We start from the raw sequence: 24,955 nt of genomic DNA, 5'->3' as shown, positions 1-24,955 counted from the left end.
GGACCCATGGCAAACGTGCAAAGCGGCAAAATGATCGTCGGTCTCGATATCGGCACCTCCAAGGTGGTGGCGCTGGTCGGCGAGGTTTCCGACGACGGCTCGCTGGAAATCGTCGGGATCGGTACCCATCCGTCCCGTGGCCTGAAGAAGGGCGTGGTGGTCAACATCGAGTCCACCGTGCAATCGATCCAGCGCGCGATCGAAGAAGCCCAACTGATGGCGGGCTGCCGCATTCACTCGGCGTTCGTCGGTGTGGCGGGCAATCACATCCGCAGCCTGAACTCCCACGGCATCGTCGCGATCCGCGATCGTGAAGTCAGCTCGGCCGACCTTGAGCGCGTGCTTGACGCCGCTCAGGCCGTGGCGATTCCGGCTGACCAGCGCGTGCTGCACACCCTGCCGCAGGATTACGTGATCGATAACCAGGAAGGCGTTCGTGAGCCTCTGGGCATGTCCGGCGTACGTCTGGAAGCCAAGGTTCACGTAGTCACCTGCGCCGTCAACGCCGCACAGAACATTGAAAAATGCGTGCGTCGCTGCGGTCTGGAAATCGACGACATCATTCTCGAGCAACTGGCCTCGGCCTACTCGGTACTGACCGACGACGAGAAAGAACTGGGCGTGTGCCTGGTCGACATCGGCGGCGGTACCACCGACATCGCGATCTTCACCGAAGGCGCGATTCGCCACACGGCGGTGATCCCGATTGCCGGTGATCAGGTGACCAACGACATCGCCATGGCGTTGCGCACCCCGACCCAGTACGCCGAAGAAATCAAGATCCGCTACGCCTGCGCCCTGGCCAAACTGGCCGGTGCCGGTGAAACCATCAAGGTGCCGAGCGTTGGCGACCGTCCACCGCGCGAACTGTCGCGTCAGGCCCTGGCCGAAGTGGTCGAGCCGCGTTACGACGAACTGTTCACGCTGATTCAGGCCGAGCTGCGTCGCAGCGGCTACGAAGACCTGATCCCGGCCGGCATCGTGCTGACCGGTGGCACTTCGAAAATGGAAGGCGCCACTGAACTGGCCGAAGAAATCTTCCACATGCCGGTGCGCCTTGGTGTGCCGCATGGCGTGAAGGGCCTGGATGACGTAGTGCGCAACCCGATTTATTCCACTGGCGTTGGTTTGTTGATGTACGGCCTGCAAAAGCAGTCCGACGGGGTTTCGTTCTCCGGCATCGGCAGCCGCGACAGCTACAGCAACGAAGAGCCACAGGCGCCGTTGCTGGACCGATTGAAGAAGTGGGTTCAAGGCAACTTCTAAAGCTTTACCGCAACACCGCAACAAACAGCAGTAGGCGAAAAAACTAGAGAATGTAAGGAGAGGGAAAATGTTCGAACTCGTAGACAACATCCCCGCAAGCCCGGTAATCAAAGTTATCGGTGTTGGCGGTGGCGGCGGCAACGCAGTCAATCACATGGTCAAGAGCAACATCGAAGGCGTTGAATTCATCTGCGCCAACACTGATGCTCAAGCGCTGAAAAACATCGGCGCGCGTACCATTCTGCAACTGGGTACCGGCGTGACCAAAGGTCTGGGCGCTGGCGCCAACCCTGAAGTAGGTCGTCAGGCCGCTCTCGAAGACCGTGAGCGCATTGCCGAAGTCCTGCAGGGCACCAACATGGTGTTCATCACCACTGGCATGGGCGGCGGTACCGGTACCGGTGCTGCGCCGATCATCGCCGAAGTGGCCAAGGAAATGGGCATTCTGACCGTTGCTGTCGTAACGCGTCCGTTCCCGTTCGAAGGCCGCAAGCGTATGCAGATCGCCGATGAAGGCATCCGCATGCTCTCGGAAAGCGTCGACTCGTTGATCACCATTCCCAACGAGAAGCTGCTGACCATCCTCGGTAAAGACGCCAGCCTGCTGTCGGCTTTCGCCAAGGCTGACGATGTACTGGCCGGTGCCGTTCGCGGTATCTCCGACATCATCAAGCGTCCGGGCATGATCAACGTCGACTTCGCCGACGTACGTACCGTGATGAGCGAAATGGGCATGGCGATGATGGGCACTGGCTGCGCCAGCGGTCCGAACCGTGCACGTGAAGCCACCGAAGCGGCGATCCGCAACCCGCTGCTGGAAGACGTGAACCTGCAAGGCGCACGCGGCATCCTGGTGAACATCACCGCCGGTCCTGACCTGTCCCTGGGTGAGTACTCCGACGTGGGTAGCATCATCGAAGCCTTCGCTTCCGAACACGCGATGGTCAAGGTCGGTACCGTTATCGATCCTGACATGCGCGACGAACTGCACGTGACCGTGGTTGCCACGGGTCTGGGCGCGAAAATCGAGAAGCCTGTGAAGGTCATCGACAACACCGTTCATACCTCCATGGCTTCTGCCCAGGTACAACAACCGGCTCCGGCCCGTCAGGAAGCGCCTGCGGTCAACTACCGTGATCTGGACCGTCCGACCGTCATGCGCAACCAGGCTCAGGCCGGTGCTGCGGCTGCCGCGAAGATGAATCCGCAAGATGATCTGGACTACCTGGACATCCCGGCTTTCCTGCGTCGTCAGGCCGATTGATGGAATGTATCAGGGCTATGAAGGTGATTGGTGTTCAGCAAAGGCATGGTCTGCTATCATCGCCAGCCTTTGTTGATACCAGTTCGCAATTTGCGCTGAAGCGGCCCAAGCCATGATTAAACAACGCACACTGAAAAATATTATCCGTGCCACAGGTGTAGGCCTGCACTCCGGTGAGAAGGTCTATCTGACCCTCAAGCCTGCGCCTGTCGACACTGGCATTGTGTTTTGTCGCGCTGACCTCGACCCTGTGGTGCAGATTCCTGCCCGCGCGGAAAACGTCGGTGAAACCACTATGTCGACGACGCTGATTAACGGCGACGTCAAAGTGGACACGGTAGAGCACTTGCTCTCGGCCATGGCTGGCCTGGGCATCGATAACGCCTACGTCGAGCTCTCCGCGTCCGAAGTCCCGATCATGGATGGCAGCGCTGGACCCTTCGTATTCCTGATTCAATCGGCAGGCCTGGAAGAACAGGACGCCGCCAAGAAATTCATCCGCATCCTGCGTGAAGTGACAGTGGAAGACGGCGACAAACGCGCCACTTTCGTCCCTTTCGAAGGGTTCAAGGTGAGCTTCGAGATCGATTTCGATCACCCGGTATTCCGGGACCGCACCCAAAGTGCAAGCGTGGATTTTTCCAGCACTTCGTTCGTAAAAGAAGTCAGCCGCGCCCGTACCTTTGGTTTCATGAGTGATATCGAGTACCTGCGCAAGCACAACCTCGCACTCGGCGGCAGCGTTGAAAACGCAATCGTGGTCGATGCCGATGGCGTGTTGAACGAAGACGGCCTTCGCTATGAAGACGAATTCGTGAAGCACAAGATCCTCGACGCGATTGGCGACCTGTACCTGCTGGGTAACAGCCTGATTGGTGAGTTCAAAGGCTTCAAGTCCGGTCATGCACTGAACAACCAGCTGCTGCGCAAGTTGATTGAGCAGACAGACGCTTGGGAAGTGGTGACGTTCGAAGACGCCAGCACCGCACCAATCTCTTACATGCGCCCGGTTGCGGCGGTGTAAGTAAAAAACCTCTCTAGTTTTTTGAAGGCCATCCTCGGATGGCCTTTTTTTATGCCTGCAATTGCTCTAGTGCCTGATCTGGCCTCTTCGCGAGCAGGCTCGCTCCCACAGGGGAATGCATTTCAAATGTGGGAGCGAGCCTGCTCGCGAAGGCGTCGGTGCGATCGCCTCAGAACGTTCAGGCAGCCACCACCACCCGATTGCGCCCACTTTCCTTGGCCTGATACAGCGCCTTGTCCGCCGCAAACAACAACTGCTCCAGCGTCATCTCACTCGCCGCCGTCCAGCTCGCAATGCCGATACTCACGGTCATCGGCCGCTCGGCCCCGTCGACCAACGGCAACTGCTCCACCGCCTGACGAATATGCTCGGCTATCTGCTGTGCGCCATGGCCGTCGGTCTCGGCGAGAATCACCGAAAACTCTTCACCTCCGTAGCGCGCCACCAGATCCGTCGGTCGCCGCACATTTTCCGTGATGACCCTGGCCAGCGTCTTCAGCGCCTGATCTCCAGCCTGATGTCCATGCCGGTCATTGAAGGCCTTGAAGTGATCGGCATCGATCATCATCACCGACATCGCTTTGCCCGAGCGCTGGGCGCGGAACCACTCATGACGCAGTGCCTGATCGAGCATCCGCCGATTGGCCACTCCCGTCAGTGCATCGGTAGCGGCCAGTTGCGCCAGCTCGCGCTCGGCCCGTTGACGCAAGCGCAACTCGCGAGCCAGCAGCCAGGTCAGCCACAGCAACCCCACGCACAACACCCCAGTGGCGCCGCTGATCAACAGGGCGGTACGACGCCATGTGCCGAACACCTCGTCGCTGGACAGCGCGACCATCACCGTCAGTGGCAGATTGCCGACCCGCGAATAGGTATAGAGGCGTTGTTGATGGTCCATGCTCGAGGTGCTGGTAAAACTGCCATTGCCATCCTTGTCACCCAGAATACGCACGACATTCGGTCGGTTGCCGTAGCTCTTGCCGATGGAATCGCTTTGCAGATACGGCTTCTGCGCCAGCAGGACGCCGTCGTTGTTGATGATGTTCAGCGTGCTGTCTTTGCCAATGTCGAGGCTGTTGAACAACTGATCGAAGTAATCGAGTTTCATCGACGCCACGGCTACCCCGGCGAACTCACCGGTTTGCGAGGAAATCCGTCGACTGAAGCTGATGCGCCACTGATTGGCCTCGTCGCAGTCGCAACGGGTCTTGAACGGGCGGCTGATAAACATGCCGACATCGCGATTGAATGCGTGGGCGAGGAAATAATCGCGGTCGGCAAAGTTGCCCGGTTTCGGCTCGATCCGCGAGGAGTCGGCAATCACATCTCCGTGTTTGTCGAGGAGCAGTATGTCGCCCTTGAAGCGCGCGGTGGTCGAGCGGTCGAACAGCGCCAAATGGCGGATCTGCGGTGAGACATCTTGCAGGTCATCGCGCTGGGCGGCGGCGATCAGGCCTTGCAGGGTCAAGTCGTACAACTCGACGGTGCGCAGGACATCGGCGTCGATCAGTTGCGCGATGGTGGTGGCACTGCGGGTAGCCGACTCCTGAGCGTTGGCGTGCTCGCGGATCAGCAGGAACGTGACGATGCACAGAATCGCGATCACGGTCAGCGAACTGCCGCAGATCAGCAGCAACTCGGGGCGTCCGGTCTTGCCCGCAACGGGAGGGGTACGGCTCGCGATCATGATGGGTTATCGGTTGGGGGGAGTCTTATAAGCGTAGTTGCACAACACCACCGAAGCGCCTGACGCAAAATACCTGTGGGAGCGAGCTTGCTCGCGAATGCGTTGTGTCAGCCAACATCAATGTTGCTGAAAGATCGCCTTCGTCGGAACGCCGCCCGGAGCAAGCTCGCTCCCACAGGGTTGGTCATTGCTTGAGCTATTGGAGTCAGTCTGCAGTCAGCTTAGCGCTGATCTTAGAAGACGTTGATCGGGTAGTCGATGACAACACGGTATTCATCTGTGTCCGAATCAATCACGCCGTAGCCGTTGCCGCCTCGGTTGGTCGCCCATTGCAGGTGGACTGCCAGATCCTTGGCCTGACCGCTCTGCACTACGTACTTAACGTCGAGATCGCGTTCCCAATGCTTGGCGTTGCGGCCATCGGCGCTGTACCAGTTGGAATAGCCTTTGCTGTCGGGGTCAACCTTGGTCAGGTCGACAGTGCCGCGCGAGTAGGACACCGACGAGGTCAGTCCCGGCATGCCGATACCGGCGAAGTCATAAGCGTATTTGAGCTTCCACGAGCGCTCGTTCGGGCCGTTGAAGTCAGAATACTGCTGTGAGTTATCCAGATAAACGCTGTCGCCCTGGCTGATGTAGTCGAACGGCGTGTTGCCGTTGACCCGCTGATACGCGGCGGTAACGCTGTGATTACCGACGCCAACAGTGAAATGCAGGCTGTAGGTGTTGTTGTCGATGTTGCCCAGTAGCGCATCACCGGTGTCTTGCGTGTGATAGAAGTGCAAGCCTGGGTTGAGGCTGACCAGATCGTTCAACTGCCAGGTGTAGTCGAGGTCGTAGTAATACTGGTTCCAGATGTCCTTCAACTCAGAGGCATAAAGACTGCTGGTCAGGCCTTCGACACCGCTCCACGCCACGCCGGCCCAGTTCAGGTGCTGGCTCTCATCGCCGTCGGCAAGAGTGCCGTAGGAAGTGCCGATGCGCGTGTGCCCACTCTGGTTGTAAGGCTTGGTGAAACTCGCTTGGCCGCCTTCGATCAACCAGCCGTCGAAGCTGTGGTTGGTCAGGCTCACACCACGGAAAGTCTGCGGCAGCATGCGCGTATCACCGCCGGCGATGACCGGGTTGGTGAGGAACAGGTCACCGGCCTTCAACTCGGTATCGAACGCGCGCATTTTCAACGTGCCGCCCGCCGTGGAGAACGCCCCCGGCGCTTTGCCGCCATTCTCTCTGACCGGCAGGATGCTCGAGCCGTCGGTGCCGCCACCGCCATCGAGCTTCAATCCCAGCATGGCGTGGGCATCGATGCCGAAACCGACCGTACCTTCGGTGTAGCCCGACTTGAAGATCCCGAGAAAGCCCTGGCCCCACTCGATGTTGTCGTCCGCTTTCTGCAAGCGGTTGCGATTCATGTAGTAGTTGCGGGCGTTGAGGTTGAGGCTCGAACCCTCGACAAAGCCATCTTTGGCAGGCTCGTCAGCGTGAGCGGCAGGGGCAATCGTTGCGGCAATTGCAATGAACAGCGGGGTGCAGCGAACTGGGTAACGCACGTGCGATGGAGCTCCTTGGGTCAACTGGCCCCTCAATGTCCTGAGGGGCGTGATGTTTCTTGTTGTTACAGACGAACCAAACGGCTTTCAGACCACAACGAAAAAAGGCCGCTGAAAGGCAGCGGCCTAGAATGACGACGGTTGAACGGGAAGAGCCAAACAACCGCGTCGAGGGAAACGTTGGCGCGGTGCGCGACTCAGCTGTCTTTCTCGGACGCTTGAGCCTGGGAAGTGGCAGCCTGCGGGGCTTGCGTGGCGTCTTGTGCCTTGGCCATCACTTCGGCCTGATGCTGATCGAAGGCCTGCGCGCGAGCGATATTTTGCGCTACGAACGACTGCGATTCTTCAGCCATCGCCATCGGCGACAGGATCAATGAGGACAAAACGAAAGCGCTGGCAATACCCATACTGTTGGACATCTTGAAAACCTTCTCGCTTGGCGAGTGCTGTTTGGTGCGGGCAAAGATAAGGTCGCCGAGCGTTGGGAAACAGCGTGATTTTCATAAATGACTGTTGCGCAGGAGGTAAAAGTCGAAGATCGCGGTGCGGCCAAGAGCAACCCCCTCACCTGATCTGGTCAAACGATACTGGACACGGTTATAGGGTTTTACCCTTTTTCATGCCGCCAGGGCCTCCATGTCCACCGGAGTTCGGTAGCCATTGTGACTGTGCAGCCTGATCCGATTGTAATAATGGGTCAGGTAGCGCAATACATCGGTACTGGCCTCATCTTCGTTTCGGTAGCCAGCCTTGGGTATCCATTCAGATTTCAAACTGCCAAAGAAACGCTCCATCGGGGCGTTGTCCCAGCAGTTTCCTCGTCGACTCATGCTTTGTTTTATGCGCATGTCCGCCAGCGTTTCACGAAACACTTTACTGCTGTAATGACAGCCCTGATCCGAATGGAACATTAGGTTTTCAGGGCGTCCTCGCGACTCGAAAGCCATCTTTAACGCTCGACAGGTCAGAGCTGAATCCGGACTTCTGGACATCGCCCAGCCGACGATGCGGCGGGCATGCAGATCAAGTACAGCAGCCAGATAAACCCAGTAAGTACCGGCCCAAATGTAAGTTACGTCGCCACACCACACTCGATTGGGGGCCTCGACATTGAATTTACGCTCCAAATGATTGGGGGCGTATTGCGCCTCCGCACCGCTGGGTTTGTACCGATGCCTGCGCCGTTGCTGGCTCTTCAAACCGAGCTCGCGCATCAGGCTACGAGCCATGTAACGACCTACCGACTCTTTTTCGTTACACAGCGCTTTTGACAGGCTGCGCGCGCCCATTGAGCCGCGACTTTGCTCATGTAATTCGGCAGCCTTGATCTTTAGGCGATCGCGTCCGACATGCACTTTCGCCCGCTGTTTCAGACGCTCGTAATAACTGCTGCGGTTGATACCAAACACGCCACACAACTCGGATCTTGGATATTGCTCGCTTAACTCCTCGACCAGCCTTACCGATCGAGGGAATCCGACATCAAGAGAGCTGTAGCCTTTTTTAAAATTTCCTTCTCGCGCTCAATCCGTCGAATTGTTGCTTCCAGTTCCTGGATGCGTTGTTGGTCAACGGTCATGGCCTTGGACTTCTCAGGCGTCTTGCCGCTGCGCTCCGCACGCAGTTGCTCAACCCAGCGGCGCAGAGCTGTAGGGCCCACGCCCATTGCTTCGCAGGCTTCACTCACCGAATAGTCTTTATCCAAAACCAGGCAAGCCGCATCCCGTTTGAAATCTGTCGAAAAATATCTTCTGGTCAAATCACACCTCTTCGTTGGGCGTAGATTAACGCCCTTTAGGGGTGTCCAGAATCATTAAGCCAGATCAACCCCAGCCCTCTCCCCCAGGGGGGGCGAGGGGGAAGGGAGCCGATCCGGGGCTTTTCAACATCTGAGTTCGGCTGGATATTTCAGGTCGGCGTACTTCGAAAGAGCACCACGGTCAGTCCCCTCTCCCTCGGGGAGAGGGTTAGGGTGAGGGGCTTTCAGACCGGCAAATAAATCCCGAAGGTATTCATCCCCCGATCACTGCGCACGAACACATCGCCGCCATGCATCAACGCAATCGCCTTGACGATCGCCAGCCCCAGCCCATGGTTATTGCCACTGTTGCTACGCGACGCATCGACCCGATAAAAGCGCTCGAACAACCGTGGCAAATGCTCGCTGGCAATCGGCGAACCGGGGTTGGCCACGCCGATACTCACCTGATGCTCTTTAACCTCGATGTGCACCTCGATCACCTGACCCGCGCCGGTGTGCTGCACCGCGTTGCTGAGCAAATTGATCAACGCCCGGCGCAAATGCGCGACCTCGATCTGCACCTGCGCATCGCCGCTGACCTGCACCTCAACCTGCGCGTCTTCGAGAATGAAATCCAGATATTCCAGGGTCGTTGCCACCTCATCGGCCAGCGACGTCGAGGTCAGTTTGGTCGCCTTGTTGCCCTGATCGGCACTGGCCAAAAACAGCATGTCGTTGATGATCGAGCGCAGCCGTTCCAGCTCTTCCAGATTGGATTGCAGCACTTCGAAATAATGTTCGGCAGAACGCCCACGGGTCAGCGCCACCTGAGTCTGACCAATCAGATTGGTCAGCGGCGAACGCAGCTCATGAGCGACGTCGGCGTTGAACGATTCCAGCCGCGAGTAGGCCTGCTCAACCCGTTCCAGCGTCGAGTTGAAGGAGTCGACAAACTGCTCAAGTTCCGGTGGCAGCGGCGACAGACGCAAGCGCCCGGCCCGCAGCGGAGGCGCCAGTCGTTGAGCTTCATGGGACAGTTTGATCAGCGGTTTGAGACCAATCCGCGCGACCCAATAGCCCAGCGCCGAAGCCATCAGCACACCGACAATCGCCAGCCCGATCAAGGCAATCAGCAGGTTGTGCTGCGTCTCATGAAAGGTCTCGGTATCGATGCCGATCATGAACCGTAGCGGCGGACGCTGATCTTTGGCCGGCAACTCGGTCAGCAGCACTTTCAGTGGATAAGGCTGGCCGGGCAACTGCAAGTCATGCATGCCCAACGGGCCTTTGGCAAAAGTACGGATCGCCGCATCGGGCTGACCGTATTCGTAACCCGGATCGCCGCTCACCACCCAGAAACGAATGCGTTTGTCCTCTTCACCCAGCAGCTTCAACTTGGCGTTGATCTTCACCCAATGCTCGGGCGTACCGAAGCGATTGAGCGCTGATTCGAGCACGCTGTAACGCGCATCCAGCTCGGCTTCCGGCAGCAGACCCAAGCCTTTATCGACCTGTTGATACAGCGCGCCGCCGATCAACAGAAACACCAGCAGCGCCACCAGCGTGAACATGCCGCTCAGGCGCAGGGCAATCGAGTTACTGGACACCACGGCTCTCCAGCACATAACCCATGCCACGAATGGTGTGCAGCAGTTTCTCGTCGAACGGCCCGTCGAGCTTGGCGCGCAGGCGTTTGATTGCGACTTCGACAACGTTGGCATCGCTGTCGAAATTGATGTCCCAGACCATCTCGGCGATGGCGGTTTTCGAAAGGATTTCACCTTGCCGGCGGGCGAGGACGCTCAACAGGGAGAACTCTTTGGCGGTCAGATCCAGTCGGGTGCCGGCGCGGGTAGCCTTGCGGCTGATCAAATCTATCCACAGGTCGGCGATGCTCACCTGCACTGGTTCATGCCCACCACTGCGCCGGGTCAGCGCTTGCAGGCGCGCGACCAGCTCAAGGAAGGAAAACGGTTTGCCGAGGTAATCGTCGGCGCCGTCGCGCAAGCCTTTGATGCGGTCTTCGACGCGCTCGCGGGCGGTGAGCATGATCACCGGGGTTTGCTTGCGCGCACGCAACGCGCGCAGCACGCCGAAGCCATCGAGGCCCGGCAACATGACGTCGAGGACGATCACCGCGTAGTCGCTTTCCAGCGCCAGATGCAGACCCTCGACGCCGTCGCGGGCCAGATCCACGGTGTAACCCTGTTCCGTCAGACCGCGGTGCAGATAGTCCGCGGTTTTTTCCTCGTCTTCGATAATCAGAACGCGCATGACCCGCCTCAGTCTGTGGTCGCCAGCGCCGCTACGGGCGCAGGTTTGGGCCTGTGGAACAGCCGCTCAAGCCACAAGTATATGACCGGAGTGGTAAACAACGTCAGCATCTGGCTGACCAGCAAACCGCCGACCACCGCGATCCCCAGCGGCTGACGCAGTTCGGCGCCGGTGCCGTAACCGAGCATCAGCGGCAGGGCGCCGAGCAGGGCGGCGAGGGTGGTCATGATGATCGGCCGGAACCGCGTGATGCATGCTTCGAAAATCGCATCCTGCGGCGACAGGCCTCGGTGGCGCTGCGCTTCGAGGGCGAAGTCGATCATCAGAATGCCGTTCTTCTTGACGATACCGATCAATAGCACCAGCCCGATCAGCGCCATGATCGAAAAGTCCTGGCCGCAGATCCACAGCATGATCACCGCGCCCAAACCTGCCGCCGGCAGCGTCGAAATAATGGTCAGCGGGTGCACGAAGCTTTCATAAAGCACGCCGAGAATGATGTACACCGCCACCAGCGCCGCGAGAATTAGCCATGGCTGACTGGCCAGCGAACTCTGGAACGCCTGCGCCGCACCCTGGAAATTGCCGCTGATCGCGGTGGGCATGCCGATCTCGGCTTTGGCCTGATTGAGCAGAATTACCGCATCACCCAACGCCACACCGGGCGCAAGGTTGAACGACAGGTTGGCCGCCGGGAACATGCCGTCATGGGCGATCGACAACGGACCAATGGTCGGCGCATCGAATTTGGCCAGCGCCGACAGCGGCACCATCTCGCCACTCAGTGGCGAGCGCAGGTAGAAATAATTGAGGCTTTCGGCCTTGCCGCGTTGTTTGGTGTCCAGTTCCAGAATCACGTTGTACTGGTTGACCTGAGTCTGGAATTCATTGATCTGGCGTTGGCCGAAGGCGTCGTACAGCGCCTCGTCGACATCGCTCGCGGTGAGGCCGAAACGTGCGGCGGCGCTGCGGTCGATGCTGATGTGGGTGATGCTGCCGCCCAGTTGCAGGTCGTTAGAAATATCGCGGAACGCCGGGTTGCTACGCAGTTTTTCCGTGAGGCGTTGCGTCCATGTCGCGAGGGTCGCGCCGTCGTTACTCTTGAGCACGTATTGATACTGCGCGCGGCTCGGGCCGGAGCTGAGGTTGATGTCCTGGCCGGCGCGCAGGTAGAGGACGATGCCGGGGACCTTCATCAGTTGCGGACGGATGCGGTCGATGAACTGGCTGGCGCTGACGTCACGGTCGCCGCGTTTCTTCAACGCGATCCAGAAGCGGCCGTTGGCGATGGTCTGGTTGCTGCCGGAGACACCCACCGAGTGGGAAAACGCCTGCACGGCCGGATCCGCGGCGACGATTTCGGCCATCGCCAGGTGTTTTTTCACCATGTCGCCGTAGGAAATATCCGCAGCGGCTTCGGTGGTGCCGAGGACGAAACCGGTGTCCTGAATCGGGAAGAAACCTTTCGGGATAAAGATGTAACCGCCGATGGCCATCGCCAGCGACAAACCGAACACGCCAATCATCAATTTCTGATGGGCGAGGGCGCGACGCAGGCCTCGTTCGTACCAGCCGAGCAGGCGTTCGCTGAAACCCGGTTTGTCGTGGGCGTGGTGCACCGGTTTGCGCATGAACAGCGCGGCCAGCGTCGGCGCCAAAGTCAGCGATACCACCACGGAAATCATGATGGTCGAGGTCGCGGTCAGGGCGAATTCCTTGAACAGCCGCCCGACCACACCGCCCATGAACAGCAGCGGAATAAACGCCGCCACCAACGAGAAACTGATCGAGACCACGGTGAAGCCAATCTCGCCGGCGCCCTTGACCGCCGCTTCGCGCATGTCGTCGCCGGCCTCCAGATGGCGGTGGATGTTTTCCACCACCACAATCGCGTCGTCGACGACGAAGCCAACCGCGACGACGATCGCCACCAGCGTCAGGTTGTTCAGGCTGAAACCGAGGAGGTACATCAAAGCGAAACTGGCGATCAGCGAAACACCCAGTACCGCCGAGACAATCAGGGTTGCCGACAACTGACGCAGGAACAGCGCCATCACCGCGACCACCAGCAGGATCGCGATCAACAGGGTGATTTCGACTTCATGCAGCGAGGCGCGAATGGTCTGGGTGCGGTCGATCAGGGTTTTTACTTGCACCGAGGCCGGCAGCATGGCTTCGAGGCCGGGCAGGGCGGCTTGAATGCGGTCGACGGTTTCGACGATGTTGGCGCCGGGCTGGCGCGAGATCACCAGGTTCACACCGGGTTGATCGCCGGCCCACGCTTGCACGTAGGCATCTTCCGAACCATTGACGACTTTGGCGACATCGCGCAGGTGAACCGGGGCGCCATCCTTGTAGGAAACGATGAGTTGGCTGTAGTCCTCAGGGTGGAACAACTGGTCGTTGGTCGACAACGTCGAGATGCTTGATTCGCCGTAAAGCGCCCCTTTGGCCAGGTTGAGGCTGGTCTGCTGAATCGCCAGTCGGATGTCGGCAAGGGTCAGGCCGATCGCCGCCAGTTTGTCCGCCGAGGCTTGTACGCGAATCGCCGGACGTTGCTGACCGGTGATGTTGATTTGGCCTACGCCGTCGATCTGACTGATCTGACGCGAGAGCAGGGTTTCCACCAGGTCGCTGAGTTCGGTGCCGGGCATTTGCGTCGAGCTGACGCTGAGGATCAGCACCGGGCTGTCGGCCGGGTTGACCTTCTTCCAGGTCGGCAGGGTCGGCATGTCCTTGGGCAGTTTGCCGGCGGCAGTGTTGATCGCCGCTTGGACTTCCTGGGCGGCGGTGTCGATGCTTTTATCGAGGGTGAATTGCAGAGTCAAAAGGCTGGAGCCGAGCGCACTGCTGGAGGTCATCTGGGTCATGCCGGGGATGGCGCTGAATTGCACCTCCAGCGGCGTGGCCACGGACGAGGCCATGGTGTCGGGGCTGGCGCCGGGCAACTGTGCGGACACCTGAATCGTAGGAAACTCCGCTTCCGGCAGTGGGGCGATTGGCAAGCGCGGGAAGGCAATCAAACCGACCAGCACCAAAGCGATGGTCAGCAGGATCGTCGCGACCGGGTGATCAATGCACCACGTAGAGACGCCTTTGTGCGCCTTCATGGTTTTGGCTCCGCTTGCACCACCTGCGGCGGCTCGCTCATGACTTGCACGGTCGAACCCGGTTTAAGCCGCGACTGGCCGTCGGTGACCAGCACGTCACCGGCCTTCACGCCTTTGATGATGTCCTGGCCGCTGCCCTGATAAACCATCTGCACCTGCACCGCTTCGACCTTGTCGCCGTTCACCCGGTAAACGAAATGTTGGTCGAGGCCGCGTTGTACGACGGTGGGCGGTACGACCAGGGCATCTTTGTCGAGGGCTGTCTGAATTTTTACCGTGACCAGCAGGCCGGGCCAGAGCTTCTGGCTGGCGTTGTCGAATTCGGCCTTGGCGCGGATGGTGCCGGTATTGGCGTTGATCTGGTTGTCGATCAGGGTCAGGTGTCCTTCGCCGAGCAGGTTGCCGGTTTCGCCATCGGTGTCGGCGCCGATGTAGGCCTTGACCTGCGCGCGTTGCGGGTCGTTGATCAAGCCTTGCAGGGTCGGCAGCATTTGCTGGGGCAGGGAGAATTCGACGGCGATCGGGTCGATCTGGGTGACGGTGAACAGGCCGGCGGTGTCGGTCATGCGCAGGAAATTGCCTTCGTCGACGGTGCGAATACCGACACGGCCGGTGATCGGGGAGCGGATCTGTGTGTAGGAAAGTTGTACTTGCGCAGCATCAATCGAAGCCTGGTTGCCTTGGGCGGTGGCTTTCAGTTGGTTGACCAGGGCTTGTTGTTGGTCGTAGGTCTGTTTCGAGATGCCGTCGTCGACGGTGAGCAGTTTGTAGCGCTTGAGGTTGACCAGGGCGACTTGCAGTTGCGCCTGGCTTTCGCCCAGTTGGGCGCGGGCCTGGTCGAGGCTGGCGCGAATGGAGCGGTCGTCGATGGTGGCCAGCAGGTCGCCTGCTTTGACGAGTTGGCCTTCTTTGACGAGGATTTTGGTGAGGATGCCGTCGATCTGGGGGCGCACTACGACGCTGTGTAATGAGAGTACGGAACCGATGCCGCTGGTGTAGCGGGGGACGTCTTTTTCGCTGACCGCTATAACTCGCACGGGGATGGCGCTGGGGGTGGCGAGTTTGGTTGGGGCGGGTTTCATTGCCCACCATGTACCTGCGGCGGCCAGGACGATCACTAGGGCTAGCAGGGCTGTGTTTTTTTGGATTCGCATGCGGGGTGGGCGCCGGACGGATTTTGGGCAGGGTTAGGGTCTTTATAAACTTGTTTTGGGGTCAGGAGGGTGACGGCTAGCTGTCGGCGCTGTCAGTTTTCTCTGGGTGTATATCCGTTTTTGCGGGTGTGGCTGTTACGGTTCCGCCCTTACGGCGGGTCACTTTTTACAAACGCCTAAAAAGTAACCAAAAACGCTTGCTCCTGCGTGCGGCCCGCTCGCTGGGGCTCGGGGTTCCTTCGCTCCGGGATCGATCCGGGCGCAGCGTCTCCGGTTTGCTTCGCTGCACCTACTCCCGCTGTGTTTGGCTGCGCCAAACGGTCGCTGCGCTCCCACCCCCGGATCAATCCCTCCGCTCAGCCTTCCGACGTCGCCCGTGGATCAAGATCAAGAGCAGGCGAGCTGACACTCGGCCTATTGAGTGGTGAAGAGCGTATGTTCGGCTTTGGATTTGTGGTGGATTCACCCCTCACCCCAGCCCTCTCCCCGAGGAGAGGGAGCCGATTTGTGGGCCTTTCAGAATCTGAGTTCAACGCGGAATTGCACGTCGGCGTGGTTCTACCAAACACCACGGTCAGTCCCCTCTCCCTCCGGGAGAGGGCTAGGGTGAGGGGCTTTTGATCTGTTTCAGAATCTGAGTTCGGCTCGGTATTTCACGTCGGCGTACTTCGCCCAAACACCTCAATCAGTCCCCTCTCCCTAAGGGCGGTCCGACGTTTCGGGAGGGCCAGGGTGAGGGGCTTTTGATCTGTTTCAAAACCTGAGTTCAACACGGTATCGCACGTCGGCGTAGCTCTGCCAAACACCTCGGTCAGTCCCCTCTCCCTCCGGGAGAGGGCTAGGGTGAGGGTTGGTTTTTAGCTGTTTAAATTTGTGTCAAATAACCAGAACCTTCCCACAAGGTTTTCAGGTTGTCCGTCGGACGTACGCTCTCTAGTCTTTGGCTGTCGCCGAAAACTCGGTGATCGGGTGTGAGAACCCGGGCTAAGTATTATTCCAATACCAGTACCGTCATAATCGGCGCCAGCTGATTGCTGCCTGCATTTTTATGGCGGCTATGTACGGGCGGACTTCGGTCCGGCCGGAGGTTTTACTGGTCCTTGCCCGGTTTCTCACCCCGTACGTAGCTGCCACCCAATTCGCCGCGTGAGAAACGGTAATTGTTGGCTCCAATCAGTGAGGACTGAGTAAATGACTAAGCCCGTACCCGATCCACCCATCGATCCCACCACCCCACTCGAAGACGCCATCCGCGCCGACGACCAGATCAAAACCCGCGAAGCCATCAAGCGCGCGCTCGATTTCTACCTTTGCCCCGAACCGGTCAAACCGCGTCAGCCCAGTACGATGTTCCTCATCCACCCGAACATCGACACCGAAAGTCTGCTTGCCCACGCCTGCGAATCGCTGGCTTCAGCCAATGTCATGGCCGGTGATCTGGCCGATCAGCTCAGTCGCCCGCAGCGCAGTACGGCGCTGGCGATCCAGCAGATAGTCATGCTCGCCGAGCTGGCGGTAAACCGGGCGCTGGATCGGGTTGATCCACAAACGTAATCCGTCCGAACAGCGCGTTATCGTTCTTCGCGAGCAGGCTCGCTCCTACAAGGGGACCGCAATCAAAATGTAGGTGTTAGCCTGTTTGCGATGGCGATTGTTCTGTGGCCGCTGTCTATGGAAATATCCTCAAGGTTGATAAGTCCCAAAAAGGGACCTATCGTTCCCTTTTTGGGACTCTTTGGCCTTCACAGTGGAAACTATCTCTCTAAGCGAAGCGCTGTTTACCACCACTCAACAAAAAGTTTTGGGTCTGCTGTTCGGTAAGCCTGACCAGACTTTCTATGCCAATGAGATCGCGCGCTGGGCGTGTGTTGGCAAAGGCAGTCTCATGCGTGAACTCGACCGTCTGCAGCGAGCCGGTGTGTTGCGCATGACAAGGGTGGGCAATCAGAACCATTACCAGGCCAATCCCACCTGTCCCATCTATGCCGAACTACTGGGTATCGCCCGCAAGACGTTTGGTATCGCCGAGCCTCTGCGTCAGGCATTGCAGCCGTTTACCGAGCAGATCACCTGGGCGTTTGTCTATGGCTCCATCGCCAAAGACTCAGCAAACACACTCAGTGACATTGATCTCATGCTGATTGGCGAAGGCCTGCACTACAGTGACGTCATGGAACGGCTCATGCCCATGGAGGAGCAATTGGGTCGTCCCATCAACCCAACGCTTTACACCCCGCAAGACTGGGCGGCGAAACTGGCTGCGCGAAACAGCTTTGTCGTGCGGGTGGTGCAGCAGGAAAAAATCGATCTGTTAGGGGCAAACCCTTTGGAGTCCAAGGATGGGCAGCAACGAGAGTCTGGAGAATCTTCTACGTAGCGGTGGGCTGAAAGCGGAGCCGCCGGATCGCAAGGAGTGCGAGGGCTTGATGCGCTCGGCCGTGGATCGGCTCAAGGATGCGCAAACTTCTACTTTGTCTTTTTCCAGCCGTTTCGACTTGGCTTATAACGCAGCGCACGCGTTGGCGCTGACGGCGCTCCGATTGAGTGGCTATCGATCGGATAAACGCTATCTGGTCTTTCAGTGTCTGGTGCATACGGCGCATATCAGCAAGGTTCAGGTGCGATTGTTCGCGTTGTGTCATGAGCGGCGCAATCTCGCGGAATACGAAGGGTATATGGATGAGGATGACGCGCTTCTGGCGCAGTTGTTGGAAAGCGCCTCGCAATTGTTGAGTAACGTCCAGCAACGAATGAACTGACATCCTGCACGGCTTGCGATCCTGACTAGTCTCTTAAAGATCCGCCTCTATGAGCGGATACAGCTTGTATGGCTCAGGCTGCGCGCGGCGCATATCTCTCTGGGCCGCTCACCCCGGGAGTGTCTTGAAATGCAACTGAAAACCGCTCTGCCGTATGTGCTTCTCTTGCTTCCACTCACAGCATTCGCCGCGCCGGCCAGTCAATCCGGTGAGATCCGCTTCACCGGGCAAATCGTTGATTCGGGTTGTCAGGTCGGGCCGGTCGGGGCGTTTGCTGCTCGTGAGTCTCGCCAGATTGAAATCAAGCCCGGCGTGAAAGTCGATGTCGACACTGAGCGCAACGCCTGTAGCCATCAGTCGCTGCCGATTTCCATGCGCTATGAAGCGCTGAAGACCTCGGCCGACAAAGGCATCGTCACCATCACCTACCTGTAAACCGTTCGGCGTGCGCTGCAAATCTTCAGGTGCCGAGCCATGGCGCACAGGTATACTGCGCGCCTTCGCGGCTCACTGATCGGGCCCGACTTTTTGCTTTCCGGAGCTTTTATGACTTCCCCGACCCTGCCGCCGGTTGACGACGCTGTGAGCGATGTCTCGGCTGAACTGGCCGATACCAGCGAAACCAAAGCCGATATCCCGGCGTTCAAATTTCCGTTCAAACCGGGCGAGCTGGCTTCTGCCAAAGGCTCGAACCAGCCGTGGTACAAGAACGGCGCCAAGAACGGCCACACCAAGACCCCGGGCATGGCGCCGCCGGGCACCCGCCGTTCGATGGGCAAGCGCTGAGTTTTATTCGCGCTATCCCATGAAGATCAATCTCCCGGTGACCGGTCGCAACGTCGATGTGGCGCTGGATGAGGGGCGGCAGAGTCAGCGCAACTCCGAGGACGTGGCGGGGGTGGCCGGTGATTTAAGGTTGCTGGCGCGGGAGTTCTGGGCGCGGCGGCAGATCCGCGATTGAGATTGTCCGGGCCGGCGTCTTCGCGAGCAAGCTCGCTCCCACAGGTTTTTCGGTCGTTCATAAAATTCGTGCACGACACAATCTCTGTGGGAGCGAGCTTGCTCGCGAAGAGGCCCGGATAGGCGCTTAAGAATCTGGATCAAGCCGCGCGCAGCGAGATAAACGCATACGTCTGCGCCGGCTCAGTCACCACCTGTGCCCCGGCCGCTAGCACTTGCCCGGCAACATCATCCCCGGACACATGAAACACCCACTCACTCGGAGTCGTCGTCAGCGGTTGCGCGGTGACCTGATCAATCACCGAAGCAAAAGCACTCATATTCGGCAAGTACGCAGTAAACCCGTCTCCCTTCAGCGCTGTGGTGCGAATCCCGAGCATCGCGCAGATCGCGTCCTTGATGCCGATGTCATCCCGATCGGCCTGGCGCGAGCGCTGAATCAACTCCACCAGTTCCCGATCCACCAACTCACCGCCGGCAATCAACACCGGCCCCTGTTGCCAGGACTCCGGCGGACAATCCTTGGCGGCAGGGTTGAGCGGGATATGCGGATTGATTTCTGCCGGATAAATGCGGCACACCAACGGCCGTCGCTCGTAGATCCGGCACAACTTGTCTTCGTCAAGATTCCGACAGGGGCCGACGTTGTACGCGGCGAAAGTGATCGCCACATGGGCGTCTGCCGCGCCGCTGCGAACGAGCGCTGAGCGCCGTTCGGCATGTTCCCGCTGCTGCGCCGGCAAACCCAGGCCATTACCGAGAAATGCCTCGACCAGCACGATCACCTGACCGCCATCCGCCGCCCACATGCGGGCTTCGGTCAGGGTCAGCGGGACATGGTGATCGGTGCAGCATTTGCCGCAGCCTACGCAGGAAAACGTCGTATTCATTGAGCGATCTGTCTTCAATCAGGGTGTGAAACGGTGGCGGAAAACCACCGCACAGAACTGGATCGAAGCAAGTTATGCGCCATTCACTTGGTTTTAACGGGCGGGCGGATCGAATCCCACTCGGTGACGAAGGCGGTTTTCGACTGTTTGTTGTACAGACACAGTTCGGTGCCTTGCTGACCTTTCATGTGTTTTTGCGGGTATTGGCCTTGCAGCAACACGGCGGTGTAGCCGACGCGGTCATCGAATTGTGCGGGGGTGCCGACCGGTTTGGCGTTTTTCAGGCCGCTGGCTTTGCTGCAACTGGCGAGTACGGTTTTGTCGTAGGCGGCCCAGGCGTCGGGGCTGGAGGCGTGCGCCTGGGAGGCGAGGGCGGTGAGGCAGAGCAGGCTTGCGGTGAAGGTTTTCATGGTGGGCGTCCTTGGTCGTGGGGGGCCAAGGTTGGAGTGCGCCTGAGAAGGGAAGTTGCCTGTGCTGGCCTGCTCGCGAAGACGGTCGATCAGTCCGGCACCAGCTCGCGGCGGACCACATACATCCCGGCACTTTCATACAAGCGCTGCGCCCGCTGGTTGTCCTCCAGCACTTTCAGATCAACAAACCCTTCACGGCGCTGCTGAAACACCTTGAATGCATTGAACAGCAACGCCCGGCCTAATCCTCGGCCCTGCATGCGCGGATGCACCACCAGATTCTTGATATACGAGCTGGTCCAGCATTGCGCCACGCCGACCACGCCTTCGCCATCACGGGCAATCAAACACAGGCTCGGATCGTATTCAGGATCGGTTTCGAACTGCTGCTGCCAAACGTCCAGCGCCGGCACTCGGCCGCCGCCTTCGCGGTAGCCGAGTTGCATCAAGTCATGCACGTCCGCCGCCAGTTCGACGGAGTACGTACACAGTTCAATGCCTTGAGGCCAAAGCGCATCCGGCGCGTCCTTGCCCAGATCGCGCCGCATCAAAAAACAATACCTCTGGGCCAAGACTCAGTGCCCGTGGGCGGCGACGTGTTTGGCCGCTTCGATCAGGCAGTGGGTCAGTTCCGGCGAGGAGAACTTGGTCAGCACACCGTTCGCCCCGGCCAGACGCGCTTTTTCGCTGTTCATCGCGCTGTCGAGCGAGGTGTGCAGCAGCACGTACAAATGGGCGAAGTCCGGAGTCTCGCGCAGGGTACGGGTGAAGGCGTAGCCGTCCATCTCGGACATTTCGATGTCGGAGACGATCAGGTTGATCTGCTGCGCCGTGCCTTGCAGGTCGAGCAGGCAGTCGATGGCTTCCTTGGCGCTGCGTGCTGTGTGGCATTGCAGGCCGAGGTTGCGCAGGGTGTGCACCGATTGCTGCAGCGCCACCTGGCTGTCGTCGACCACCAGGATGCGTGCGTTGCCGAGCACCTCGGCGTCTTCCATGGTCAGGTCGGTCGGGGCCATTTCGATCTGCGCCGGGGCGATGCTGTGGATAACCTTTTCGATATCCAGCACCTGCACCAGCGTGCCGTCCACCGATGTCACGCCGGTGATGTAGGCACGCGAGCCGCCGGAACCGAACGGAGGCGGTTTGATGTCGGTGGTCAGGCAGTGGACGATTTTGCTCACCGCTTGTACATGCAGGCCCTGCTTGGAGCGGCTGACGTCGGTGACGATCAGGCAGCCGCCGTTCGGGTCTTCCAGCGGGCGTTCGCCGATGGCGCGGCTGAGGTCGATCACCGACAGCGAAGCACCGCGCAGGGTGGCGATGCCTTTCACGTGCGGGTGCGACTCCGGCAGCTTGGTCAGCGGCGGGCAGGGGATGATTTCACTGACTTTCAGCAGGTTGATCGCCATCAGCTTGCCGCTGCGCAAGGTAAACAGCAGAAGCGAAAGTGAGTCTGCGCGGGCTTTGGTGGAGGACATATGAACCTTCTGTGGAAAGGTGGTGGGCGAGGGTGCAAATCGCCAAAAACTATTGATGCCGGGTTATCGGCGTTAAAGGGGTGGGCTTTAGGTTAGTTGTCGGGTGGTCGGCTTGAGTTGATCGCTGTTCTCTCTATCACTGCCCCTCACCCCAGCCCTCTCCCAGAGGTAGAGGGGGCCGACCGAGGTGTCTGGCGTTGTACATCGACCTGAATGACCGAGTCGATTATGGATTCGGTAAAGCAGATTCAGGTCTGCGTGTTTCTTAAGCATCCCCGGGTCGGTCCCCTCTCCCTCCGGGAGAGGGCTAGGGTGAGGGTGTGCTTTTAGCTCTTCATGCCTAGTCGTTTGGCCATACGCCCAAGATTCGCCCGATCCAACCCCAACTCCCGCGCCGCACTCGCCCAGTTATCCTGATTACGTTCCAGCGCCGCACTGATCAAGCGCCGCTGATATTGCTCGGTCGCACTGCGCAGATCCCCGCTGATCAGCGGCATCTCAGCCACAACTCCGGCAACCGCTTCAACCGAGTTATCCACAACCTCGCGCGGTAAATCCAGATCCGCCGCGCTCAAACTGAGAATCTTCGGCCGCACCTTGCAGTTGCCCAGCGCCTTCAACGCACTGCGCCCGATCAAGTGTTCCAGCTCTCGCACGTTGCCCGGCCAAGTGTAGGCGAGCAGTGCTTCCTGGGCTTCGCTGTTCAGGCGCAGGCTGTTGAGGCCCATGCGCGAGCGGTTCTGTTCGAGGAAGAAACCACTGAGCAACAACACATCGCGGCCACGATCACGCAGCGCCGGTACGCGCAGCGGGTACACACTCAGGCGATGGTAGAAGTCGGCGCGATAGCGGCCGCTGCGTACTTCTTCGGCCAGGTCACGGTTGGTCGCGGCAATCAGGCGCACATCGACCTGATGCTCCTTGTCCGAGCCCAAACGTTGCAACTGGCCGCTCTGCAAAACGCGGAGCAATTTCGCCTGCACGGTCAGCGACAATTCACCGACTTCATCGAGAAACAACGTACCGCCATTGGCCAGTTCGAACTTGCCGCGTCGGTCGCTGGTGGCGCCGGTGAAGGCGCCGCGCACGTGGCCGAACAGTTCGCTTTCTACCAGCGTGTCGGGCAGGGCGGCGCAGTTGAGGCTGATGATTGGTTTTTCGGCGCGGGGAGAGGCGGCGTGAATCGCTTGGGCGACCAGTTCTTTGCCGACGCCGGTTTCCCCGGTGATCAACACCGTCAGATCGCTGCCGCCGACCAGATTGATCTCTTCCACTAACTTCTTCAGCGCCTTGCTCTGGCCGATCATTTCGCGGTTCTGCTGGCCGCTGGCCTGACGATAAACCTCGGCGCGCTGGTGCTCGTCTTCTGCGCGATTGGCCAGACGTTCTATACGTTCGGCGGCGTTGACCGTGGCCGAGGCGAGGCTGGCGAAGGCTTGCAGGGCGTCGAGTTCGATCGGTTCGAAACGCTCGGGGTCGAGAGCGTCGAGGGTGATCAGGCCCCAGAGTTTTTCATCGACAAATAAAGGGCAGCCGAGGCAATCGTGAACCTCCAGATGCTCGTCGAGTCCGTCGACGAGACCGTCATAAGGATCGGGCAAGTCGCTGTCGGCGGCGAAGCGCGTGGGTCCGGCTCCGCTGAGGAGAATTTCGAAACGCGGGTGCTCGCTGACTTTGAAGCGCCGACCGAGGGTGTCCGTACTTAAACCGTCCACGGCCAGCGGTACCAGCGATTCACCGTCGAGACGCAACAACGCCGCTGCATCGCAGGGCAGCAGGGCGCGCATGGCTTCGAGCAGGCGTCGATAACGCTCGCCCTCGGGCAGTTCGCGGGACAAATCGGAAACTAAGGGCAGCAGGGCGGTGAGCAGGGATTTTGCGGTCATGGTCTTGTAGTCAAAGAGACAAGATGTAGTCGGGATGACTATAAAGGCCTTTGGGTCGTTATGACTACATAGTTATTAAGTTATTGATTTATTAGAAAAAATAAATTGGCACGGAATCTGATAACCCTAAGGTAACTTTTCAAAGAAGCTCAGGAGTCAACCTTATGCTTAGCGTTCAGGATCGTGCCATCGTCAAATCCACCGTGCCTCTGCTGGAAAGCGGCGGCGAAGCGCTGATCACTCACTTCTACCGCATGATGCTCTCTGAATACCCTGAGGTCCGGCCGCTGTTCAACCAGGCCCACCAGGCCAGCGGTGACCAGCCGCGCGCCTTGGCCAACGGCGTGTTGATGTACGCGCGGCACATCGATCAGCTCGACCAGTTGGGTGATCTGGTGGCGAAGATCATCAACAAGCACGTTGCCTTGCAGATTCTTCCGGAGCATTACCCGATTGTCGGTGCCTGTCTGCTCCGCGCTATTTCCGAAGTGCTCGGCGAAGAGATTGCCACGCCAGAAGTGATGAGCGCGTGGGGCGCGGCGTACGGTCAACTGGCGGACATTCTGATCGGCGCCGAAACCGCGATCTATGACCAGAAAGAACAAGCCGTCGGCGGCTGGCGCGGGGCGCGTGAATTCATCGTCGCGGCCAGGGTCGAGGAGAGCGCGGAAATCATTTCGTTCTACTTTGAGCCGGCAGACAAAGGCCCGATTCTCGCGGCCGAACCGGGTCAATACATCGGCATGAAGCTGATCCTCGATGGCGAAGAAATCCGCCGCAACTACTCGCTGTCGGCACTGGCGAACAACGGTCAGTACCGCATCAGCGTCAAACGCGAACCGGGTGGTCGTGCCTCCAATCACTTGCACGATCAATTGCAGGTCGGCGCGAGCATCCAGCTGTTCCCGCCATCGGGTGAGTTCACTTTGAACGCGAGCGACAAGCCGTTGGTGTTGATCAGCGGCGGCGTCGGCATCACGCCAACTCTGGCGATGCTTGAAGCCGCGCTGGAAACCGAGCGTCCGGTGCACTTTATCCACTGCGCGCGCAATGGCAGCGTGCATGCGTTCCGCGACTGGATTGATGAACTGGCTGAACGTCATCCGCAACTCAAGCGTTTTTATTGCTACGCCGAGGATGACGGTGTGAGTCCGGCAGCGGACAAGGTCGGGATCCTGGATCAGGCACAGCTTGGCGAGTGGTTGCCGCAGCAGCGTGATGTCGACGCCTACTTCCTTGGGCCGAAGGGTTTCATGGGGGCGATCAAGCGGCATTTGAAAGCGCTGGGTGTGCCGGAGAAACAAAGCCGTTATGAGTTCTTCGGGCCGGCTTCGGCTTTGGAATGATTTAAGACCGAGTCGCCCCCTTCGCGAGCAAGCTCGCTCCCACAGGATCTTTATTTGACGCAGATCCAATGTGGGAGCGAGCTTGCTCGCGAAGGCCGTTATGCGGTCTGAATTTGTGAAACATGATCCAAGGTTAATCGTTTCTTAACCGCTTTA

23 protein-coding genes are annotated in these 24,955 nt (G+C 59.1%); 10 read left to right on the top strand and 13 right to left on the bottom strand.

What is annotated here, in order from left to right:
- Nucleotides 1-6 precede the first annotated feature (6 nt).
- The 3 genes from ftsA to lpxC all read left to right on the top strand — a co-directional run bounded on the left by ftsA (nucleotide 7) and on the right by lpxC (nucleotide 3,554).
- The gene (gene ftsA / locus CLU80_RS07930) at nucleotides 7-1,266 is read left to right on the top strand and encodes a cell division protein FtsA (protein WP_007916987.1); all 1,260 of its coding nucleotides are present in this window, start codon (nucleotides 7-9) and stop codon (nucleotides 1,264-1,266) included.
- A gap of 67 nt (nucleotides 1,267-1,333) precedes the next feature.
- Entirely contained in the window at nucleotides 1,334-2,530 is a 1,197-nt protein-coding gene (gene ftsZ / locus CLU80_RS07925; RefSeq protein ID WP_016986475.1) for a cell division protein FtsZ, read from the top strand.
- A 112-nt stretch (nucleotides 2,531-2,642) separates the two neighbouring features.
- Nucleotides 2,643-3,554, top strand: coding sequence for a UDP-3-O-acyl-N-acetylglucosamine deacetylase (gene lpxC / locus CLU80_RS07920; protein WP_007916984.1), 912 nt, complete (start codon nucleotides 2,643-2,645; stop codon nucleotides 3,552-3,554).
- A gap of 178 nt (nucleotides 3,555-3,732) precedes the next feature.
- On the opposite strand, the gene CLU80_RS07915 is transcribed toward lpxC, so the two are convergent.
- From CLU80_RS07915 to CLU80_RS07880, 8 genes are all read right to left on the bottom strand, one after another.
- Nucleotides 3,733-5,241 (bottom strand): sensor domain-containing diguanylate cyclase, encoded by a 1,509-nt coding sequence (locus CLU80_RS07915; protein WP_099757140.1) that lies wholly within the window; start codon nucleotides 5,239-5,241, stop codon nucleotides 3,733-3,735.
- Between the two features lie 233 nt (nucleotides 5,242-5,474).
- Nucleotides 5,475-6,791: an OprD family porin gene (locus CLU80_RS07910; protein WP_099757139.1), complete on the bottom strand. Its 1,317-nt coding sequence runs from the start codon at nucleotides 6,789-6,791 to the stop codon at nucleotides 5,475-5,477.
- A gap of 197 nt (nucleotides 6,792-6,988) precedes the next feature.
- Nucleotides 6,989-7,210, bottom strand: coding sequence for a hypothetical protein (locus CLU80_RS07905; protein WP_099757138.1), 222 nt, complete (start codon nucleotides 7,208-7,210; stop codon nucleotides 6,989-6,991).
- Nucleotides 7,211-7,408: 198 nt separating this feature from the next.
- Nucleotides 7,409-8,550 (bottom strand): IS3 family transposase gene (locus CLU80_RS07900; protein ID WP_286079704.1). Its coding sequence is split into 2 segments (ribosomal slippage): nucleotides 7,409-8,289 and nucleotides 8,289-8,550, totalling 1,143 coding nucleotides; the frame shifts between segments, so codons are not numbered across the junction.
- A gap of 224 nt (nucleotides 8,551-8,774) precedes the next feature.
- A complete protein-coding gene (locus CLU80_RS07895) occupies nucleotides 8,775-10,139 on the bottom strand; it encodes a heavy metal sensor histidine kinase (RefSeq protein WP_099757137.1) in 1,365 nt (454 codons plus the stop codon).
- Nucleotides 10,129-10,806, bottom strand: a complete 678-nt coding sequence (locus tag CLU80_RS07890; protein ID WP_007916978.1) for a heavy metal response regulator transcription factor — start codon at nucleotides 10,804-10,806, stop codon at nucleotides 10,129-10,131. The genes CLU80_RS07895 and CLU80_RS07890 overlap by 11 nt, the downstream gene beginning before the upstream one ends.
- Before the next feature lie 8 nt (nucleotides 10,807-10,814).
- Nucleotides 10,815-13,916, bottom strand: coding sequence for a multidrug efflux RND transporter permease subunit (locus tag CLU80_RS07885; RefSeq protein ID WP_099757136.1), 3,102 nt, complete (start codon nucleotides 13,914-13,916; stop codon nucleotides 10,815-10,817).
- The gene (locus tag CLU80_RS07880) at nucleotides 13,913-15,070 is read right to left on the bottom strand and encodes an efflux RND transporter periplasmic adaptor subunit (protein ID WP_099757135.1); all 1,158 of its coding nucleotides are present in this window, start codon (nucleotides 15,068-15,070) and stop codon (nucleotides 13,913-13,915) included. The genes CLU80_RS07885 and CLU80_RS07880 overlap by 4 nt, the downstream gene beginning before the upstream one ends.
- A 1,191-nt stretch (nucleotides 15,071-16,261) precedes the next feature.
- Between CLU80_RS07880 and CLU80_RS07875 the strand changes: the two genes are divergently transcribed.
- The 6 genes from CLU80_RS07875 to CLU80_RS30170 all read left to right on the top strand — a co-directional run bounded on the left by CLU80_RS07875 (nucleotide 16,262) and on the right by CLU80_RS30170 (nucleotide 18,790).
- On the top strand, nucleotides 16,262-16,624 hold the full coding sequence (locus CLU80_RS07875; RefSeq protein WP_016985602.1) for a DUF6124 family protein: 363 nt from the start codon (nucleotides 16,262-16,264) through the stop codon (nucleotides 16,622-16,624).
- 193 nt (nucleotides 16,625-16,817) lie between these two features.
- Entirely contained in the window at nucleotides 16,818-17,447 is a 630-nt protein-coding gene (locus CLU80_RS07870) for a nucleotidyltransferase domain-containing protein (RefSeq protein ID WP_099759356.1), read from the top strand.
- Nucleotides 17,410-17,829, top strand: a complete 420-nt coding sequence (locus CLU80_RS07865) for a hypothetical protein (protein WP_038362864.1) — start codon at nucleotides 17,410-17,412, stop codon at nucleotides 17,827-17,829. The genes CLU80_RS07870 and CLU80_RS07865 overlap by 38 nt, the downstream gene beginning before the upstream one ends.
- Nucleotides 17,830-17,958: 129 nt before the next feature.
- Complete coding sequence (locus CLU80_RS07860) at nucleotides 17,959-18,264, top strand: hypothetical protein (RefSeq protein ID WP_099757134.1); 306 nt, start codon at nucleotides 17,959-17,961, stop codon at nucleotides 18,262-18,264.
- A gap of 111 nt (nucleotides 18,265-18,375) precedes the next feature.
- Nucleotides 18,376-18,615: a hypothetical protein gene (locus CLU80_RS07855; protein ID WP_038362870.1), complete on the top strand. Its 240-nt coding sequence runs from the start codon at nucleotides 18,376-18,378 to the stop codon at nucleotides 18,613-18,615.
- Nucleotides 18,616-18,634: 19 nt separating this feature from the next.
- The gene (locus tag CLU80_RS30170) at nucleotides 18,635-18,790 is read left to right on the top strand and encodes a hypothetical protein (protein ID WP_286079715.1); all 156 of its coding nucleotides are present in this window, start codon (nucleotides 18,635-18,637) and stop codon (nucleotides 18,788-18,790) included.
- 139 nt (nucleotides 18,791-18,929) lie between these two features.
- Here the strand turns inward: CLU80_RS30170 and CLU80_RS07850 are convergent, their stop codons facing one another.
- From CLU80_RS07850 to norR, 5 genes are all read right to left on the bottom strand, one after another.
- The gene (locus CLU80_RS07850) at nucleotides 18,930-19,679 is read right to left on the bottom strand and encodes a YkgJ family cysteine cluster protein (protein ID WP_099757133.1); all 750 of its coding nucleotides are present in this window, start codon (nucleotides 19,677-19,679) and stop codon (nucleotides 18,930-18,932) included.
- Between the two features lie 83 nt (nucleotides 19,680-19,762).
- Entirely contained in the window at nucleotides 19,763-20,089 is a 327-nt protein-coding gene (locus CLU80_RS07845) for a hypothetical protein (RefSeq protein ID WP_099757132.1), read from the bottom strand.
- An 89-nt stretch (nucleotides 20,090-20,178) separates the two neighbouring features.
- Nucleotides 20,179-20,637, bottom strand: coding sequence for a GNAT family N-acetyltransferase (locus CLU80_RS07840; RefSeq protein ID WP_099757131.1), 459 nt, complete (start codon nucleotides 20,635-20,637; stop codon nucleotides 20,179-20,181).
- A 27-nt stretch (nucleotides 20,638-20,664) separates the two neighbouring features.
- On the bottom strand, nucleotides 20,665-21,567 hold the full coding sequence (locus tag CLU80_RS07835; protein WP_008084803.1) for a chemotaxis protein CheV: 903 nt from the start codon (nucleotides 21,565-21,567) through the stop codon (nucleotides 20,665-20,667).
- Between the two features lie 326 nt (nucleotides 21,568-21,893).
- Nucleotides 21,894-23,453, bottom strand: coding sequence for a nitric oxide reductase transcriptional regulator NorR (gene norR / locus CLU80_RS07830; RefSeq protein ID WP_099757130.1), 1,560 nt, complete (start codon nucleotides 23,451-23,453; stop codon nucleotides 21,894-21,896).
- Between the two features lie 164 nt (nucleotides 23,454-23,617).
- On the opposite strand from norR, the gene hmpA reads away from it, so the two are divergent.
- Entirely contained in the window at nucleotides 23,618-24,799 is a 1,182-nt protein-coding gene (gene hmpA, locus CLU80_RS07825; protein WP_099757129.1) for an NO-inducible flavohemoprotein, read from the top strand.
- Nucleotides 24,800-24,955 lie beyond the last annotated feature (156 nt).

This window comes from Pseudomonas sp. 29 (genome assembly GCF_002754355.1).
In the GTDB taxonomy this organism is placed as follows: Bacteria; Pseudomonadota; Gammaproteobacteria; order Pseudomonadales; family Pseudomonadaceae; genus Aquipseudomonas; species Aquipseudomonas neuropathica.
This window is presented reverse-complemented; position numbering and strand designations above follow the sequence as displayed.

Coding starts and splice junctions, on each gene's coding strand:
- CLU80_RS07885 (WP_099757136.1), bottom strand. CDS start 13,916: ATGAAGGCGCACAAAGGCGTCTCTACGTGGTGCATTGATCACCCGGTC.
- CLU80_RS07840 (WP_099757131.1), bottom strand. CDS start 20,637: ATGCGGCGCGATCTGGGCAAGGACGCGCCGGATGCGCTTTGGCCTCAA.
- CLU80_RS07880 (WP_099757135.1), bottom strand. CDS start 15,070: ATGCGAATCCAAAAAAACACAGCCCTGCTAGCCCTAGTGATCGTCCTG.
- hmpA (WP_099757129.1), top strand. CDS start 23,618: ATGCTTAGCGTTCAGGATCGTGCCATCGTCAAATCCACCGTGCCTCTG.
- ftsZ (WP_016986475.1), top strand. CDS start 1,334: ATGTTCGAACTCGTAGACAACATCCCCGCAAGCCCGGTAATCAAAGTT.
- ftsA (WP_007916987.1), top strand. CDS start 7: ATGGCAAACGTGCAAAGCGGCAAAATGATCGTCGGTCTCGATATCGGC.
- CLU80_RS07915 (WP_099757140.1), bottom strand. CDS start 5,241: ATGATCGCGAGCCGTACCCCTCCCGTTGCGGGCAAGACCGGACGCCCC.
- norR (WP_099757130.1), bottom strand. CDS start 23,453: ATGACCGCAAAATCCCTGCTCACCGCCCTGCTGCCCTTAGTTTCCGAT.
- CLU80_RS07875 (WP_016985602.1), top strand. CDS start 16,262: ATGACTAAGCCCGTACCCGATCCACCCATCGATCCCACCACCCCACTC.
- CLU80_RS07890 (WP_007916978.1), bottom strand. CDS start 10,806: ATGCGCGTTCTGATTATCGAAGACGAGGAAAAAACCGCGGACTATCTG.
- CLU80_RS07845 (WP_099757132.1), bottom strand. CDS start 20,089: ATGAAAACCTTCACCGCAAGCCTGCTCTGCCTCACCGCCCTCGCCTCC.
- CLU80_RS07835 (WP_008084803.1), bottom strand. CDS start 21,567: ATGTCCTCCACCAAAGCCCGCGCAGACTCACTTTCGCTTCTGCTGTTT.
- lpxC (WP_007916984.1), top strand. CDS start 2,643: ATGATTAAACAACGCACACTGAAAAATATTATCCGTGCCACAGGTGTA.
- CLU80_RS07855 (WP_038362870.1), top strand. CDS start 18,376: ATGACTTCCCCGACCCTGCCGCCGGTTGACGACGCTGTGAGCGATGTC.
- CLU80_RS30170 (WP_286079715.1), top strand. CDS start 18,635: ATGAAGATCAATCTCCCGGTGACCGGTCGCAACGTCGATGTGGCGCTG.
- CLU80_RS07850 (WP_099757133.1), bottom strand. CDS start 19,679: ATGAATACGACGTTTTCCTGCGTAGGCTGCGGCAAATGCTGCACCGAT.
- CLU80_RS07865 (WP_038362864.1), top strand. CDS start 17,410: ATGGGCAGCAACGAGAGTCTGGAGAATCTTCTACGTAGCGGTGGGCTG.
- CLU80_RS07905 (WP_099757138.1), bottom strand. CDS start 7,210: ATGTCCAACAGTATGGGTATTGCCAGCGCTTTCGTTTTGTCCTCATTG.
- CLU80_RS07860 (WP_099757134.1), top strand. CDS start 17,959: ATGCAACTGAAAACCGCTCTGCCGTATGTGCTTCTCTTGCTTCCACTC.